The sequence below is a fragment of the Frankia sp. Hr75.2 genome (genome assembly GCF_949319125.1).
GTDB lineage: Bacteria > Actinomycetota > Actinomycetes > Frankiales > Frankiaceae > Parafrankia > Parafrankia soli.
On sequence record NZ_CASGGV010000318.1, the window covers coordinates 1 to 14,856 of the forward strand.

The 14,856-nt window shown below is 67.4% G+C and carries 10 protein-coding genes and 2 pseudogenes; 4 read left to right on the forward strand and 8 right to left on the reverse strand.

Annotated features, from left to right (window positions below):
• Window positions 1–998: 998 nt before the first annotated feature.
• On the forward strand, window positions 999–1,292 hold the full coding sequence (locus tag AC559T_RS28360) for a hypothetical protein (protein ID WP_112104805.1): 294 nt from the start codon (window positions 999–1,001) through the stop codon (window positions 1,290–1,292).
• Between the two features lie 172 nt (window positions 1,293–1,464).
• Here AC559T_RS28360 and AC559T_RS28365 read toward each other — a convergent pair whose 3' ends face one another.
• From AC559T_RS28365 to AC559T_RS28390, 6 genes are all read right to left on the reverse strand, one after another.
• Window positions 1,465–2,571 (reverse strand): integrase core domain-containing protein, encoded by a 1,107-nt coding sequence (locus tag AC559T_RS28365; RefSeq protein ID WP_498870666.1) that lies wholly within the window; start codon window positions 2,569–2,571, stop codon window positions 1,465–1,467.
• Window positions 2,572–2,712: 141 nt separating this feature from the next.
• Entirely contained in the window at window positions 2,713–3,567 is an 855-nt protein-coding gene (locus AC559T_RS28370) for an SAM-dependent methyltransferase (protein WP_243657907.1), read from the reverse strand.
• Between the two features lie 174 nt (window positions 3,568–3,741).
• Window positions 3,742–5,772, reverse strand: coding sequence for a GAF domain-containing protein (locus AC559T_RS28375; protein ID WP_498870667.1), 2,031 nt, complete (start codon window positions 5,770–5,772; stop codon window positions 3,742–3,744).
• A gap of 172 nt (window positions 5,773–5,944) precedes the next feature.
• On the reverse strand, window positions 5,945–6,835 hold the full coding sequence (locus AC559T_RS28380; RefSeq protein WP_235013609.1) for a DUF5995 family protein: 891 nt from the start codon (window positions 6,833–6,835) through the stop codon (window positions 5,945–5,947).
• Between the two features lie 413 nt (window positions 6,836–7,248).
• Window positions 7,249–7,680 carry a helix-turn-helix domain-containing protein gene (locus AC559T_RS28385; RefSeq protein ID WP_498870668.1) on the reverse strand — a complete coding sequence of 144 codons (432 nt, stop codon included), beginning with the start codon at window positions 7,678–7,680 and terminating at the stop codon, window positions 7,249–7,251.
• A 614-nt stretch (window positions 7,681–8,294) separates the two neighbouring features.
• The gene (locus tag AC559T_RS28390; protein WP_498870681.1) at window positions 8,295–9,257 is read right to left on the reverse strand and encodes an MHYT domain-containing protein; all 963 of its coding nucleotides are present in this window, start codon (window positions 9,255–9,257) and stop codon (window positions 8,295–8,297) included.
• Between the two features lie 551 nt (window positions 9,258–9,808).
• Here AC559T_RS28390 and AC559T_RS28395 point away from each other — a divergent pair.
• The 3 genes and pseudogenes from AC559T_RS28395 to AC559T_RS28405 form a co-directional block, all read left to right on the forward strand.
• On the forward strand, window positions 9,809–10,075 hold the full coding sequence (locus AC559T_RS28395; protein WP_498870669.1) for a hypothetical protein: 267 nt from the start codon (window positions 9,809–9,811) through the stop codon (window positions 10,073–10,075).
• A 754-nt stretch (window positions 10,076–10,829) separates the two neighbouring features.
• Window positions 10,830–11,929 (forward strand): annotated as a pseudogene (locus AC559T_RS28400) (integrase core domain-containing protein); the annotation flags it as partial.
• A 75-nt stretch (window positions 11,930–12,004) separates the two neighbouring features.
• Window positions 12,005–12,775: pseudogene (locus AC559T_RS28405) on the forward strand (integrase core domain-containing protein); the annotation flags it as partial.
• Window positions 12,776–12,966: 191 nt separating this feature from the next.
• Here the strand turns inward: AC559T_RS28405 and AC559T_RS28410 are convergent.
• Together AC559T_RS28410 and AC559T_RS28415 are read right to left on the reverse strand one after the other, a co-directional pair.
• Window positions 12,967–13,092: a hypothetical protein gene (locus AC559T_RS28410; RefSeq protein ID WP_255565715.1), complete on the reverse strand. Its 126-nt coding sequence runs from the start codon at window positions 13,090–13,092 to the stop codon at window positions 12,967–12,969.
• A gap of 164 nt (window positions 13,093–13,256) precedes the next feature.
• The gene (locus tag AC559T_RS28415; RefSeq protein WP_498870670.1) at window positions 13,257–14,783 is read right to left on the reverse strand and encodes an acyl-CoA carboxylase subunit beta; all 1,527 of its coding nucleotides are present in this window, start codon (window positions 14,781–14,783) and stop codon (window positions 13,257–13,259) included.
• Window positions 14,784–14,856 lie beyond the last annotated feature (73 nt).

Genomic DNA, 14,856 nt, shown 5'->3' on the forward strand with positions numbered 1-14,856 from the left:
CGCCGGTCCCGGGGTGGGGCAGCGGGGCCGGCGGTCGAGGCGGGCGCCGTCGGCCACACAGTCGCCACTCTGGGAGTGGCCAGGCAGCGCCCAGCTCTCCCTACCCTGCCGCTGGCCGGGTAAACCGGGGGTGCCCGGCCAGGCCGGGCTAAAACGGCCGTGCTGTCTCTGCTGTCGCGTGTCGTGTCGTCTGTCGCCCTCCCAGGTGGGAGGGCTGACGACACGGGTTCCAGGGCCGGGGCGACACGCGACAGCGGGTCTCTCCCCGCCGTCCCGTCCGCGCCATCTCGGGATCTTCGACCTCGACGAACCGAACCGACTCGTGCACGCCGGCCCGTGCGTGTGGGGTGCCAGAACTCGGACACCGGCCCCGTCATCGACGGCTTGATCAACAAGTGCGAACGGGCTGCCTAAAAGCCCAGGTCAGCGCCGATGGCCCAGTTCTGGCACCCCACAGCCCGACACGGGCCCCGCCCCGCAGGCAAACACGCAGGTCACCGCCCAAATCGGGGTTCTGGAGCCCCGCAGGTCACCATTACTGAGACACACTCCTAGATGAGCGCGGCGAGGCGCGCTGGCGGCGGGTGATGCGTTATTTGCGAGGTGTCAAATTTTTGAGAAGTCTCCCCATGCGGGCCTGGTTCCTGCCAGGCTTGGATCGACGGCTGATGACCCCTCATCGGCGGCCGTCGGGAGGGCAACATGTGGGCTGACTTCTGGGGGGGGATGGCCATCGCAGAGAATCGAACTATCCGACAGAAGCTTCCACGTCGCATCGGCTGTTCGTCGCGCGGGGTGGGAAAGTTCCACTCGCAAAGTCATCGATCTTTTGACTTCGTCCATGGCTAGCTCGACAGAGCTCTAACCTGGACACGGAAATCTAGCCCACTGCGATAGCGGAAATTTCCTTCTGCCACCGGTGAAGCTCTCAGGAATCACGGTCAACGCCATGCGCGCGTGAGATACACGGGCGCCGAGAAGCGGGGAGAACTTACATCATGCCGTTCAGTCCTGCGAACACGAAGTGGTCGGTCGCTGCGTTTGATGACAACGGCGCTATCGGTAGCTTCCACCCCACTCCGTGGGAGTTCCATCAGGAGGCCATGAACGCCGGAACGCTTTGGGTCGGCGGCTACACGGCGATCCCTGAGGTCAGCAACGGGATCCGCTGCGAGAACCTGAAAGCGGGTGCCGGCGCGGTAAGCGACTCGTTCGAGGTCTTCTTCGTCACTCCGACCCGGTTTATCGCGACCAAGAGCGGCGCTCTTTACCGTTTCGGGAAGAAGCTCTGACGCGCACGTCGCCCTGACAGGTACCGCTGAGAACCAGGAACTTCTCGCCTTCCCCGGAGCGTCCGGGGTGCACAAAGCACCGATCCGGCGCTGCGTCCCTGTGGGGCTCCAGAACCCCGATTCGGCCTGTGAGCTGGTCTTTTGCGGTTGACGGGATCTTCCGCGCAAGTGGTCAGGCGGCGTTGCGATATTCGTTGATCATGCCGCCGAGGATGCATGTGCGACGGACGGTGGAATCCGGCGTCGGGGTGACCACGGGTGGCGGGTCGGGTGGGTGCTGGCCGAGGGAGCGGTGGGGTCGGTGGGTGTTGAAATGCTTCGCGTAGCTGTCGAGGACCGACGTGAGGTGCCGTTCGGAGACGATCAGCAGTCTGTCGGTGCATTCGCGGCGGGCGGTGCCGACCCAGCGTTCCGCGATCGCGTTCGCCTGCGGGGCTTGAGGGGGTGTGCGTACCACGTCGATACCGGCCCCGACGAAGACGGCGTCGAAGGAAGCCGTGAACTTGGTGTCGCGGTCACGGATGAGGAACCGGAACCGGTGGTCACACTCGTCGAGATCACCCAGCAGGTTCCGTGCCTGCTGGGTGACCCAGGCCGTGGTCGGGTGCTTGGTGACCCCGAGGAGGTGGACATGGTGGGTGGCGTGGTCGACGACGAAGAACACGTAGATCCGTTGGAGGAACGCGGTGTCGACGGTGAAGAAGTCGCAGGCGAGGATGCCGGAGGCCTGGGTGCGTAGGAATGTGCGCCAGGAGGTGTTGGACCTGCGGGGTGCGGGGTCGATGCCGGTGCGGTGCAGGATCCGCCAGACGGTGGCGACCCCGATCGGGTAGCCCAGCCCGAGGAGTTCTCCTTGGATCCGGCGGCGGCCCCAGGTCGGGTTCTCCTGCGCGAGGCGTAGGACCAGTTCGCGGATCTCCCGGCGGACCGGCGGCCGCCCGGGGGTCTTGCGGGGGTAGGTCCATTGGCGTGCGAGGAGGTCGCGGTGCCAGCGCAGCACGGTGGCTGGGGTGACGAAGAAGGCGTCCCAGCGGGCTCGGGGTAGCAGCCGGGACAGGGCTGTGAGGATGACGCGGTCCGCCGGTTCCAGCGTCGGGCGGTTCACCTGTCGTCGCAGCACCGCCACCTGATGTCGCAGGACGAGGAGCTCCACGTCTTTCGCGGTGTCGCCACGGATGCGGAGCAGCATCAGTCCGAGAGCGTTGCGTGTCAGGGTGTAGAGCAGCGACCACACCATGACCATCCAGCCTGCCCGACACGGACCCCGGCCCGTAGGCAAACACGCAGGTCACCGCCCAAATCGGGGTTCTGGAGCCTCACACGGTCGGAAACGGCACGTCGGTGCATTTCTCGCTCATGCCCAGTAGCCGGGATCTCTGTCATGACCAGCGACACCAGGCTGACGCTGACAGCGCGCATCCTACGGTTTCCGGGCGACTCCGCCGTACATGTACACGTGGGCGTCGTCCAGCGCAGCCGCCTCATCGTCGGGATGCCAGTGGTGGACGAGCACGACGCCGGGGTCGAGGAGTTCCATCCCGTGGAAGAAACGCTCCACCGTGCTTTTGTCACGCGCGATCAGCGGAATGCCGTTGGCCTTGTACGCGGCCTCGCCGGCGTGAACTTCCTCGGGCGCGCTGTCGGCGGTAGTGGTGGAAAGCGCCAGGACACTGCCCGCCGGGAGCGGACGCATGATCCGGTCGATGAGGTCTTGCACGACCGTGTCATCGGCGATGAAGTGCACGATCGCGATCAGACTGACCGCCACGGGCTGGCTCAGGTCGAGGGTTTCCCGCAGCTGGTCGGACTCCAGGATCCCTTCTGGGTTGTGGAGGTCGGCATCGAGATAGGCGGTCCGCCCCTCGGGGGTGCTGGTGAGCAGGGCCCGCGCGTGGACCAACACTATGGGATCGTTATCGACGTAGACGATCCGCGATTCCGGCGCGACCTTCTGGGCGACCTCGTGCAGGTTCGGCGCGGTCGGCAGCCCGGTACCGATGTCCAGGAACTGGCGGATACCGTGCTTCGCGGCCAGGACACGGGCCATCCTGACCATGAAACTTCGGTTCGCCCGCATGGACGTGGACAGGTTCGGCAAACTTTTGACAAACTCCCCAGCCGCCGCCCGGTCGGCCGGGAAGTTGTCCTTGCCGCCCAGGACGTAGTCGTAGACCCGCGCCGAGTGCGCCACGTCGGTTCTCAGGTCGACGTCCGGTGGCACCCAGTCCGGCGCTACCGAGCGGTAGTCCCAGCCAGCATCGTCGCTTTCAGTCACGATCCCCCCTAGTCTCCGACAGTGCCCGTACACGGACGATACTGGCGTTTTCTCCCAGACTCTCCCATGACCCGCAGGGAGCATCCGATGGGGTGGACGGTCCTGCCCGACCAGGACGAGGGCGGCGGGGCCGATGCCGGTGCAGGACCAGCGGACCCCCGTTTGGGTCGGGTTTTATGGGCCTGGTTGTGTGGGGTGTAGGTCGAAGATGGTGTGGCGGATGTCGTCGATGGTGTGGTCGAGGGCGTTGATGGCGCTGGTGAGGCGGGCTGCGGCGATGTCACCGGCGGCCCGGGTCAGGGATTGTAGGTGTAGGCCGATCGCGAAGAGGCGTTGGATGACCTGGTCGTGGAGGTCGCGGGCGATGCGGTCGCGGTCCTGGTAGACGGCGAGGCGGGCCCGGTCGTGTTGGGTCTGGACGAGTTCGACTGCGAGCGCGGCGTCGTGGGTGAACGCCTCGATCAGCTCGACGTCGTGGAGGGGGAGGTGTGCTGTGTCCGTGTGGTTTCCGAGGATGAGCACGGCCGATGATCGCTGCGTGATCCGTAGCGGGAGGATCAGTGCGGTGGCGATAGGCATGTCGGGCGCCGGGGAGATCCTGCTGCCACGCAGGTCGAGGCTGTCGAGGACGACGGTGCCACCGGCCGTGAGCTGCTCGGCCACCGGGGTCACGCCCTGTGCGAGGGTCAGCCCGAGCAGGGAATCGGGCGCAGCCGGCAGGCCGGGAGCGACGTCGGCTGTGGTTATCACCAGGTTGCCGTGCTCGTCGGGCACGGCAACCACCCCGATGTCGGTGCCCGCCATCGTTCTCGCCGTGGCTGCGACCAGGTCGAGGGCGTCGCGCGGCTCGGCGGCGGCGAGGACCTGGGTGATGGTGTGCGCGCTTGCGGCCAGCCATGCTCTGCCGTGTTCCGCCCGCCGGTAGAGTCTGCGCAGTTCGTGGTCGGTGCGGTCGCGTTCGAGGGCTGCGGTGAGGATATCGGCCACCGCCTGGACGAATTGGACCTCGTCGTCGGTAAAGCAACGTGGGGTCGTGCTGTGGGCGGCGAGGACACCGAACAGTAACCCTGCGCCGCCGACACGCGTGGCGAGCACGGTGGCGACATCCGGCGAGTCTGGCGGGGATCCGGCCAGAGAACGAGCCAGTTCGGTGACCGGGCTATCGATCACTACAGGCTGGTCGTCGGCCAGGACCCGGTCAAGTAGCGGGCTCGTGCCGACTGCGTCGCCGCCTCGCGGGTCGACGTGGATCAGCTCGCAGCCGGCAACGCTGAGTGTCGAGGCAACCATCGCGGCGGCCTCGCTTACCAGCGCGGCGGTGTCTGAGCTGGAGATGGCCCGGTGGCCGAGCCGGGCGAGGCCTGCCTGACGGTGTTCGGCGCGGCGTAGGTCGGTTATGTCGGCCAGGACGAGCGCGAGCATCTCCTCCCCGTCCCGCAGATAAGGGATCACCGACACCCGCAGCGACCGGCCGGGGCGGGGGTCGGCGATGTCGAGGTCGCTGACCTGGGCGTGGTTGGTGCGTTTCGCGACCGCAACCAGCCCCCACTCACCGCCCAGGGCGCGTTGCCCCGGGACGGCCGGCGCCAACAGTTCCATCAGCTGGGCGAGGGGGTCACCGATGCGCTGCGGTGCTTCGGCCAGCCGATCAACGACCGGTGAGCCTCGCCGTAGCCGCAGATCAGCGTCATACACGACCACCCCCACGGGCAGCTCGCCGCCCGGTGCGTCCGAGGAGACGAGCTCGAGCAGAGCGGCGTGCTCACCGATCGTCTCGCTGCCACGACGGGAGTCAGTGACATCCAGAATCGTGCCGGTGTTACCGATCACCTCACCGGCCCCGTCCCGGAGCACGTTCGCCCTGATCTGCACGCGACGGTAGCTGCCGTCACTGGTGCGGTACCGGGTCTCGTGATGGCAGTGGTTGGCGCCACCGGCGACCACCCCCATGAACAGGGCGACCGTGTACTCCAACTCGTCGGGGTGGACGTAGTCCAGGAACCGGGCACCGAGACTGGGGCCGATCTCGAAGCCGGTCAGCCTCGTCCACGCCCGGTTCAGATACGTCCAGCGGCCTTCCGCGTCGGTCCGGAACACCACCTCGCTCAACGTATCGAGCAGCACGGCGGCCTCAACATCACCGACATGTTCGCCAACCCGGCTCCCCGCGCCGACGTGCCGGGCATCACCTGATACTGATGTCATCGACGGCCCCCCTCCATCGCGACAGCGGATTCCCCCGCCGGGCGCCCGCCGCTGCTCGGGCAGCCACGAACGCCCCTGACGGCCGGCGTCGACCTCAGCCATCCGGCCGACCCGTCATAATCCGCTGTCGTCGGAACAGTACCCCGCGCCCGCGCTGCCGCCTTCCCGGGCGCTAGCCACGGGAGGCGCAGTACTCGTCGCGGTCCTGGCCAAGAGGAAGCAGACCGGGGCGGGTGTAGAGGGTCCGCAGTGTCACGGCGGTCGTCGCGGCAGCCGCCTCAATCTCGTTCACGATCCGTGCCCGGGCCTCGACGGTCGGGGCGTTCATCAGGCGTTCGGCGTTACGCCAGGCGGACTCGCGCCATACGACCAGGATCTGCATCAGCGCCGTGTAGGACAGGCCCAGCGGGGTCGCGATGTTGTCGATCGAGGGGTCGAGCCGATCCGCCGCCTCATGCAGCAGCGGGTCGACGACGCGGTTGAGCATGACGTTGATCTGGTCGTGGTCAGGCTTGCGGCTGCGCCCGTCCGCCGCGACCAGACCCAGCGACGCCAGCACCAGGGGGAGGTCGCGGTTGACGTGCGCGTTCATGCCGAGCAGCAGGTTGCCGGCCCCGGCGAGCCGGCGCTGCTTCGCCGCGTCGAACGCGATCTCCCAGGCGCGTGGCACCGCGGCGCTCTGCCCGACCTGCCAGGCGTCGTAGGCGTGGAAGTAGTAGGCGGCGAACACGGCGTCCTCGGTGTTGACGTAGGAGACGTCGTCGAAGAACCCGGGTTCCGCGGCCACCCGCCGGTATTCCTCCGTCGTACGCAGATACGTCAAAGCGAACACCGCGTTGTGGTCACAGCTCGCCACGAGATCGTCGTAGCGGGTCTGCATCTGGACGATGGTCGCGTCCACGCAGGCCGGATCTCCGGCGGCGCATTCCTCCGCGTCAGCAGGAGCGTAGGCGGTGGGAAGCGGCGGCAGCAGGCTCGTCCAGCCCAGGAACAGTGGCTCCACGGCCCCGGCGGGAGTCGCGGACACCACCGCCACAGTCGCCGCGAGGATACCGGCAACCATCGCCACCACCATTCGGGAAACCAGACCCGCCCGAGCAAGAAAAAGGATCATGGAGTGTGATCTTAGGGCAATGCGACCCAAGGAGGAGTGCGGGCTCCCCTTCATTCATATAGATAGCGCAATGCATTAGAACACAATCGTTGATGCGGGTACTTAAGTGCTGTAACCCGCTCTAACCCGGATCTTTCGTGCGCCCAGCAGACAGCGGGAGGTGACGCCGTGTGACCAGAGAAATGCACCCGGCGGAGTCCAGCTCGAGGAAGAACAGGACGTACAGCTTGCTCAGCAGGACGGTGTCTGATGGTGAAGAAGTCGCAGGCCAGTATCCCGTGGGCTTGGGTGTGCAGGAACTGTCGCCAGGTGGGGCTGGTGTGCCGGGGTGCGGGATCGACCTGGGCGGCGCGCGGGATCGTTCAGACGGTGCTGGCCCCGATCTGATGGACGAGTCGGATGAGTTCGGCGTGGATGCGGCGGTAGCCCCAGTGGGGGTTCTCCTTGGCGAGGCGGAGGATCAGCTGGCGGATCTCCGTTGGGGTGGAGGGCCGGCCGGGTGGGCGGTGCGGCTGGGTCCAGCGGCGGCGGACCAGCTGGCGGTGCCAGCGCAGAATCGTCTCTGGCCGCACTAACAAGATCGACTGGGACGCCTGCGGGAGCAGCCGGGCCAGCCCGGCGAGGATCGTGCGGTCGGCCCAGCAGAACCGGGGCCGGGCGACTTGGCGGCGTAGCACGGCGAGTTCGTGGCGGAGCACGAGGATCTCGGCGTCCTTCGCCGCCGAGCTGCGAGCCACCAGCCCCAGCCAGCCTGCCAGCTGACAGAAGACGAGGTAGATCAGCCGAACCGCCATGGCCAGGATCATCCACGTGGTGGTGTCCCGGTCAAGGGCACGTGTAGCCGGTGGGGTATAGGTGTCCGATCGCCTTCAGGGGAAGGCCTATCGATCATCGGGTGAGGCAGAAGCCCTGGTCAGGTCCTGCGGACAGGTTTCGGGCACCCACAGGCAGGCACGGATAGGGCGGCCCCGGTCGGTGCGTCCACACACCGGCCGAGGGCCTCGATCCGAACGTGCGTCGTCAGCAATCCGGACCGTGTCCCAGCATCCCACTGACGGCCGGTATGCGGCACGCGCAGGGCAGCACCTCACCCACCGGCCGTCCGCCCAGCGGGCGTGCCACCAGCCAGCGGACCACACCGAACCAAAGGCAAGTCCAAGCGAACGACCTGAACCGCCGGGTCGAATGGAGCCTCTGACCTTTCCGCCGACACCCATTCGACGCTCCCTGTGATAGCAGGGGTTGTCGTGGTGCCGCCGGTAGCGGCTGTTGCCGGGGTAGGCGCGGCAAGGAGATCTGGGTGCATCCAGCGGGACCCGTCGATCTTGGCCGTACATCGTCTTGTCCCGTCTGCTGATCTCTCGCTGGCACAGGGCGGCTGACCGGTCCCGTGGGTGCTATCTGCGCATCACCGGTGGTGTCGCCGGCTGCTGCCGGGGGACCGTGCGCAGTGGCAGGGTGCTTTCGCGCGGGTTCCGGGCGGCGATGTCGGTCTCACCGAGGTGATCCGCCGGGTCGCGGCCGGCGCGGCGGGGGCATCCGGGACGGAGCCACCCCTCAGCAACGAGACGAAGATCCTGTCCCGCCTGATTCTGTGGACGTGGAACTCGGGGCTGGTGACACCGCCGAGCGCAGTGACGATGATGAACATCAGCACGATGGTCGACCCGAACGTGGTGAGAATACCCAGCGTGAACGGGTCGCATCCGACCTGTGGGTACAGGCTTGGATCGGGCGTGACACGGGTTGCCGCCATCGCCGTGTAGTGCATCCCGCAGACCGCGCCAGCCATGACCGCGGATGCGCTGAGGACCCGGATGATGCCGCCGACACGGAACGCGATCCAGAAGGCGACAGTGGCAGCCACTGCGGCGATGACAACAGAAATCAACACCAAGCTGGGGTTGTAGTCGATCGCCCCGGCGGTCCGCATCGCCGCCATCCCGGTGTAGTGCATCGCCGCGATACCCAGCCCTGCGAAGATGCCGCCGCGAACGAGCCTGTCGGCGTTGAACGGGTCTGCGGCCACCACCCAAATTCCCACCCCGGAGACGGCGACCGCGATGACGAGCGACAGCAGGGTGATCCGGAGGTCGAAGCTGACGGGGACCTCGACGTGATAGGCGACCATCCCGACGAAATGCATCGACCAGATCCCGCCGCCGCCCAGCGCCAGGGCCGTCACCGCCGCCCAGCCAAGCCGCTTGGCCCCGTGGTGCTCCCGGATCCGGGTCGCGCTGGCCAGGGCCGCAAAGGAGCCGAGCGCCGCTAAGCCATAGGAAAGTCCGACGAAATACAGATTGTAGGACGCATCCAGATGGGTATGGGCGGCCGCGAAGCTTACCACGGTCGGATTTGCTGCGGCACCCATGCCATTCACCGCTACTCCCCGTTTTGCGGCTTCACTGTCGCAGAGATTCCTATCGCTTCCCTGCGGTGGAATCCCAGCTCCGACGAGGCAGACCACCCCTGGGCAACACGAAGGATCACAAGAGGGCCACGAGGCGCCCGGGCGGTACGCTGGTGCCGTCACCGACCTCGTGTCGTAACACCAACAGTTCCAAGTCCTTGGACGCTGATGAACGGCCGAGCAGGACAAGCCGGTTACGTACCCGTACGAAGATCAGATGCAGCAGACGTGCGGACACAGCCGACCATCATGCCGTCGATCCCACACCTTCGCGTCACGCCCGGTCACAGACTCAGGCCGACTTCTGGCACCCCACAGGTGGATTTTATGGTCTGTATTTCCGTATGGATCGCGCGTATGGGTTCGGCGGGAAGTTCGATGGAAGACACCTGGGCTGCGCGTATACATTCCGATTCCCGTGCTGGTTTCGCACTGCCGGAACCAGCTGAGGTAGCGTTCCTCCCACACCTTCACCGCGCCTGGAAAATGACCACCAAGAAGGGGATCATTACATGGCCCAGCAGCAGGATCAGCAGCGCCAGCAGGTAGAGCAGCAGCTGCGCCAGAACTGGCGGCAGCTCCGCTACAACATCCTCGACCAATTCGGTCAGATCAGCACGGCGGACCTCGACGCCGCGACCGACATCAATGACCTCGTCGCGCGGATCGCGGACAAGACGAACCACAGTGAGCGCTACGTCGAGAACCGTCTCCGGGAGCTGGCGGGTGTCGGAGGAGGCCAGATCGGGCCCTCCGGCGAGCGTTTCAGCGGCGGCTAGCAGGGCGTCCAGGGTCAGCGGTTCGGCTCCCAGCAGTAACCATCCGCCTGTCAGACGCACCCGCAAGAACATGATCTGCGCCGGTGCGCGGTCCGGTTTTCGTTCACTACTCGGCGCGTGCTGTCAACGCGTTGCGTCGAGTAGCGAACGGAACTCCAGAAGATCGTCGATCATCGTGGTTGTGTCCGTGGTGCGCGGGAGCTGGCACAGCTTGTTCAGCATCGCATCGGTTTCCTCCATGGTAGGAATCTCGTCGATCGGCGCGGCTATGTTGACTACGTAAACCATGGGAACACCGCCTTTCGAGGATGTCGAGCACGTGCCGAGCTACCCCGCTGGCGTGGGCTGACCCGGATGCCGTGCATGCCAGATTCGCATACCCCGATTCGCCGAAAATTGAAGCCAGGCTTCGCCTGTGTTAAATCTGGGGCTGGACTCGGTGCGGCAAGTGACAATCAGGGCGGCAGGCCGGGGCCTGGCCGACGACGTCCAGTCCTCGCGGGTGGCCTCGTCAGCTACGACGCCGAGCGGGACCGCCGCTGACCAACGTGCCTCTGCAAGCCTGCTATCCAGGCACGGATCTTACATGATCGGGGTCTGGCTAGATCAAGCGCTGAACGGCAGTGCTAGAACGTCGGCGCCTGGCGCCCCACAGGCACAGAGGAATCGCGTCAGCCAACCACACACACCGGCCTCGGCGCGTAACAGACCCTGTGGGGCTCCAGAACCCCGATTTGGGCGGTGACCTGCGCGTTTGCCCGCCGGACAGGGCCCGCGTCGGGCAGGCTGGATGGTCATGGTGTGGTCGCTGCTCCACGCCCTGACACGCAACGCTCTCGGACTGACGTTGCTCCGCGTGCGCGGCGACACCGCGAAAGACGTGGAGCTCCTCGTCCTGCGACATCCGGTGGCGGTGCTGCGACGGCAGGTGAACCGCCCGGCCCTGGAACCGGCGGATCGGCTGATCCTCGCAGCCCTGTCCCGGCTGCTGCCCCGAGCCCGCTGGGACGCCTTCTTCGTCACCCCGGCCACCGTGTTGCGCTGGCACCGTGATCTCCTTGCACGAAAATGGACCCCCGCAAGACCCCCGGGCGGCCCCCGGTCCACCGGGAGATCCGCGATCTGGTCCTACGCCTCGCACGGGAGAACCCGACCTGGGGCCACCGCCGGATCCAGGGAGAACTGATCGGGCTGGGCTACCCGGTCGGGGTCGCCACCGTCTGGCGGATCCCGCACCGCGCCGACGTCGACCCCGCACCCCGCCGGGCCGACACCTCCTGGCGCACATTCCTGCGCGTCCAGGCCTCCGGCCTGCTGGCCTGCGACTTCTTCACCGTGGACACCGCGTTCCTCCAACGGATCTACGTGTTCTTCGTCGTCGAGCACGCCACCCGCCACGTCCACCTCCTCGGGGTCACGAAGCATCCGACCTCGGCCTGGGTCACCCAGCGTGCGCGGAACATGCTGATGGATCTCGAGGAGCACCGCCACCGGTTCCAGTTCCTCATCCGTGACCGCGACACGAAACTCACGGCTTCCTTCGATGCCGTCTTCACCGCAGCCGGCATCGACGTGATGCGCACACCCCCTCAAGCCCCGCAGGCGAACACGATCGCGGAACGCCGGATCGGCACCGCCCGCCGCGAATGCACCGACAGACTGCTGATCGTCTCCGAACGGCACCTGACCTCGGTCCTCGACAGCTACGCGAAGCATTTCAACACCCACCGACCCCACCGCTCCCTCGGCCAACACCCACCCGACCCGCCGCCCGTGGTCACCCCGACCTTGGAGTCCACCGTCCGCCGCACACGCATCCTCGGCAGCATGATCAACGAATATCGCAACGCCGCCTGCACCTACCGGGGAAGACCGGATCAAACCGCAAAAGGCCAGCTCACAGGCCGAATCGGGGTTCTGGAGCCCCACAGGCCACCGATCAGCCCGGAGATCGCCGCACTGATCGAGCGGCTCGCGACCGAGAACACGACGTGGGGATACCAGCGAATCCAAGGCGAGCTCCTCAAGCTCGGCCACCGGGTGAGCACGTCCACGATCCGCCGGGTCCTGACGTCCCTGGGTCTCCCACCGGCGCCCAGGCGGCAGACCGACACGACCTGGCGGCAGTTCCTACGCACCCAGGCCTCGACCATGCTGGCCGTCGACTTCTTCCACGTGGACTGCGCCGTGACACTGCAGCGCCTGTACTGCTTCTTCGTCCTGGAAGTCGGCTCCCGCACCGTCCACATCGTCGAGGTCACCGCCCACCCCGACGGACCGTGGACCACCCGACAGATCCGCAACCTCCTCATGGACCTCGGCGACCGGGCCGCCGACTTCCAGGTCCTGATCCGCGACCGCGCCGGACAATTCACCGCTTCCTTCGACGCAGTCCTCGCAGACGCCAACATCACAGCCATCAAGATCCCACCCCGGACTCCCCGCGCGAACGCCTACGCAGAACGGTTCGTCCGCACCGTCCGGACCGAGGTCACCGACCGCATGCTGATCTTCGGTGAACGGCACCTGCGCACCGTCCTGGCCGAGTACGCGGCCCACCACAACGGACGACGACCCCACCGCGGCCGTGACCTTCAACCACCACGGCCCGACCACCCCGTCGCAGACCTGACCAAGGAAAGGATCAAACGTCGGCCTGTCCTCGGCGGCTTGATCAACGAATACGAACGAGCCGCCTAAAAGGCCAGGTAAACGCCGGTGGCCGAGTTCGGGCACCCCACAGGCAGAGCACGGCTGGACGACAGGCAGAGGTACAGGTGTCCGATCGCCTTCGACGGAAGGCCTATCGATCACCGGGTGGGATCGTCGAGTGAGCCAAAACCCCTGCTCAGGGCTCACGGACGAGTTTCGGGCACCCACACGCGAAGAAGTTAGGTCTCCGCGCCGGCCTCGTCGGTGGCACGGTCGCAGCCGTTGTTGTACTCGCTCAGCGTCCTGCGGGTCTCGTAGTGGTCGAGCATCTCGAGCAGGCGCTCCTGCAAGGCGTCGTCCGTCATCGTTCCCAGGGTGTGGTGCCGGTCACCGACGGACGATCCTTACGGCGGCCCGCGCGATGTCACTGAACGCCCACTCATCAGTGGGGCCGGAGGCCGCGCTCCTGTCCCGTCCCGCGGGCGTTCTCACCCGGCGTTTCCCCCGTTGCCGCCGCCCTGGTGCCTGCTCACAGTGGGATGTTGCCGTGAGTGCCGCGGTCGCCGGGCGCTGCGGCCAGCGCGAGCGTCAGCTCCCTGCGGGTGTCCGCCGGTTCGATCATCCGGTCGATCACTCCGAGGGAGATCGCTCGTGACAGGCCGCCGGCGGTATGGGTGTGCTCGTTGACGAGCGTGGTCCGCAGCGCGGCGAGCTCGTCGGGGGCGGCCGCGGCTAGGGCGCGCCGGTGCAGGATGCCCACGGCGGCCTCGGCACCCATGACGGCGACCTCCGCTTGGGGCCAGGCGAGGACGGTCGTGGCGCCCAGCGAACGGGAGTTCATCGCGATGTAGGCGCCGCCGTAGGACTTGCGCAGGACGACGCTCACCCGTGGCACCACGGCCTCGGCGAACGCGTAGAGGAGCTTCGCGCCGCGCCGCACGACGCCCTCCCACTCCTGACCGACGCCCGGGAGGTAACCGGGGACGTCGACGAGGACTACCAGGGGAAGCCCGAAGGAGTCGCACATCCGGACGAACCGCGCGGCCTTCTCTGCGGCGAGCGAGTCCAGGCAGCCGCCCTTGCGTAGCGGGTTGTTGGCGATGACGCCGATCGAACGCCCGGAGAGCCGGCCGAGCGCGACGACGACGTTCGGTGCCCAGCGCGGCTGGAATTCCACGTAGTCGTCGTCGGCGAGGCCGGTCTGGTGCGCCGCGCCGTTCCCGCCGTCCGGGTTCGTCCCGGTGCCCGAACCAGGCGGGCCGACCGGAGCGACCGCGCCGTCCGGGCCGTCGAGGACGGCGCGTACTACCGGGCGGATGTCGTAGGCGCGCCGCGGGTTGTCCGGCAGCAGGGAGCTGGGATCGAGTCCGTCGCGGGTGGCGGCGAGGTCGAAGGCCCCCGGTGCCGCCAGCAGCGTGGTCACCCGCCGCGCCCGCAGGTATGCGTCGGCTTCCGACCGGGCGGTGACGTGCACGACGCCGGAGCGCCGGCCGTGCGCGTCGGCTCCACCGAGGCCGTCCATGTCGATCTGCTCGCCGGTGACCTGGCGGACGACGTCGGGCCCGGTGACGAACACCTTGCCCTCGGGCGCCATGACGATAACGTCGGTGAGGGCCGGTCCGTAGGCCGCGCCGCCGGCCGCCGGGCCGAGTACGACCGACACCTGGGGCACCCGTCCGGACGCGGCGATCATGGCGGCGAACATCTGGCCGATGCCGTCCAGGGCTTCCACACCGTCGCCCAGGCTCGCCCCGCCGGAGTGCCACAGCCCGATCACCGGGATACGTTCGGCGACCGCCCGGTCGATGGCGTCGGCGATCCGCCGCGCGCCCGCGGCGCCGATCGCGCCGCCCATCGAGGTGGCGTCGGTGCAGTAGGCGATGACGTCGGTGCCGTCGACCCGGCCGTGGGCGACCGTGACGCGGCAGGGCGGCGAGTGCGGGATAACGGTGAGCGTTCCCGGGTCGAGTAGGCGGGCTAGCCGTTCCCGCGGGTCGCGCGGTGGCCTGGGTTGTTCGGCCACGGTGATGCGGGTGCGGGTGGTCAACTCGGTCATCGGAGCGGCTTTCTGGTCATGAGGTCTCCCCGGTCTGGTGTCCGGCTCATGGACGGGTGCGGGACTCGCGCGG

What these genes read in the sequence shown, in the direction of transcription:
- AC559T_RS28360 (WP_112104805.1), top strand. Translation starts at nt 999, where the DNA reads ATGCCGTTCAGTCCTGCGAACACGAAGTGGTCGGTCGCTGCGTTTGAT.
- AC559T_RS28375 (WP_498870667.1), bottom strand. Translation starts at nt 5,772, where the DNA reads ATGACATCAGTATCAGGTGATGCCCGGCACGTCGGCGCGGGGAGCCGG.
- AC559T_RS28380 (WP_235013609.1), bottom strand. Translation starts at nt 6,835, where the DNA reads ATGGTTGCCGGTATCCTCGCGGCGACTGTGGCGGTGGTGTCCGCGACT.
- AC559T_RS28385 (WP_498870668.1), bottom strand. Translation starts at nt 7,680, where the DNA reads ATGGCGGTTCGGCTGATCTACCTCGTCTTCTGTCAGCTGGCAGGCTGG.
- AC559T_RS28390 (WP_498870681.1), bottom strand. Translation starts at nt 9,257, where the DNA reads ATGGGTGCCGCAGCAAATCCGACCGTGGTAAGCTTCGCGGCCGCCCAT.
- AC559T_RS28395 (WP_498870669.1), top strand. Translation starts at nt 9,809, where the DNA reads ATGGCCCAGCAGCAGGATCAGCAGCGCCAGCAGGTAGAGCAGCAGCTG.
- AC559T_RS28410 (WP_255565715.1), bottom strand. Translation starts at nt 13,092, where the DNA reads ATGACGGACGACGCCTTGCAGGAGCGCCTGCTCGAGATGCTCGACCAC.
- AC559T_RS28415 (WP_498870670.1), bottom strand. Translation starts at nt 14,783, where the DNA reads ATGACCGAGTTGACCACCCGCACCCGCATCACCGTGGCCGAACAACCC.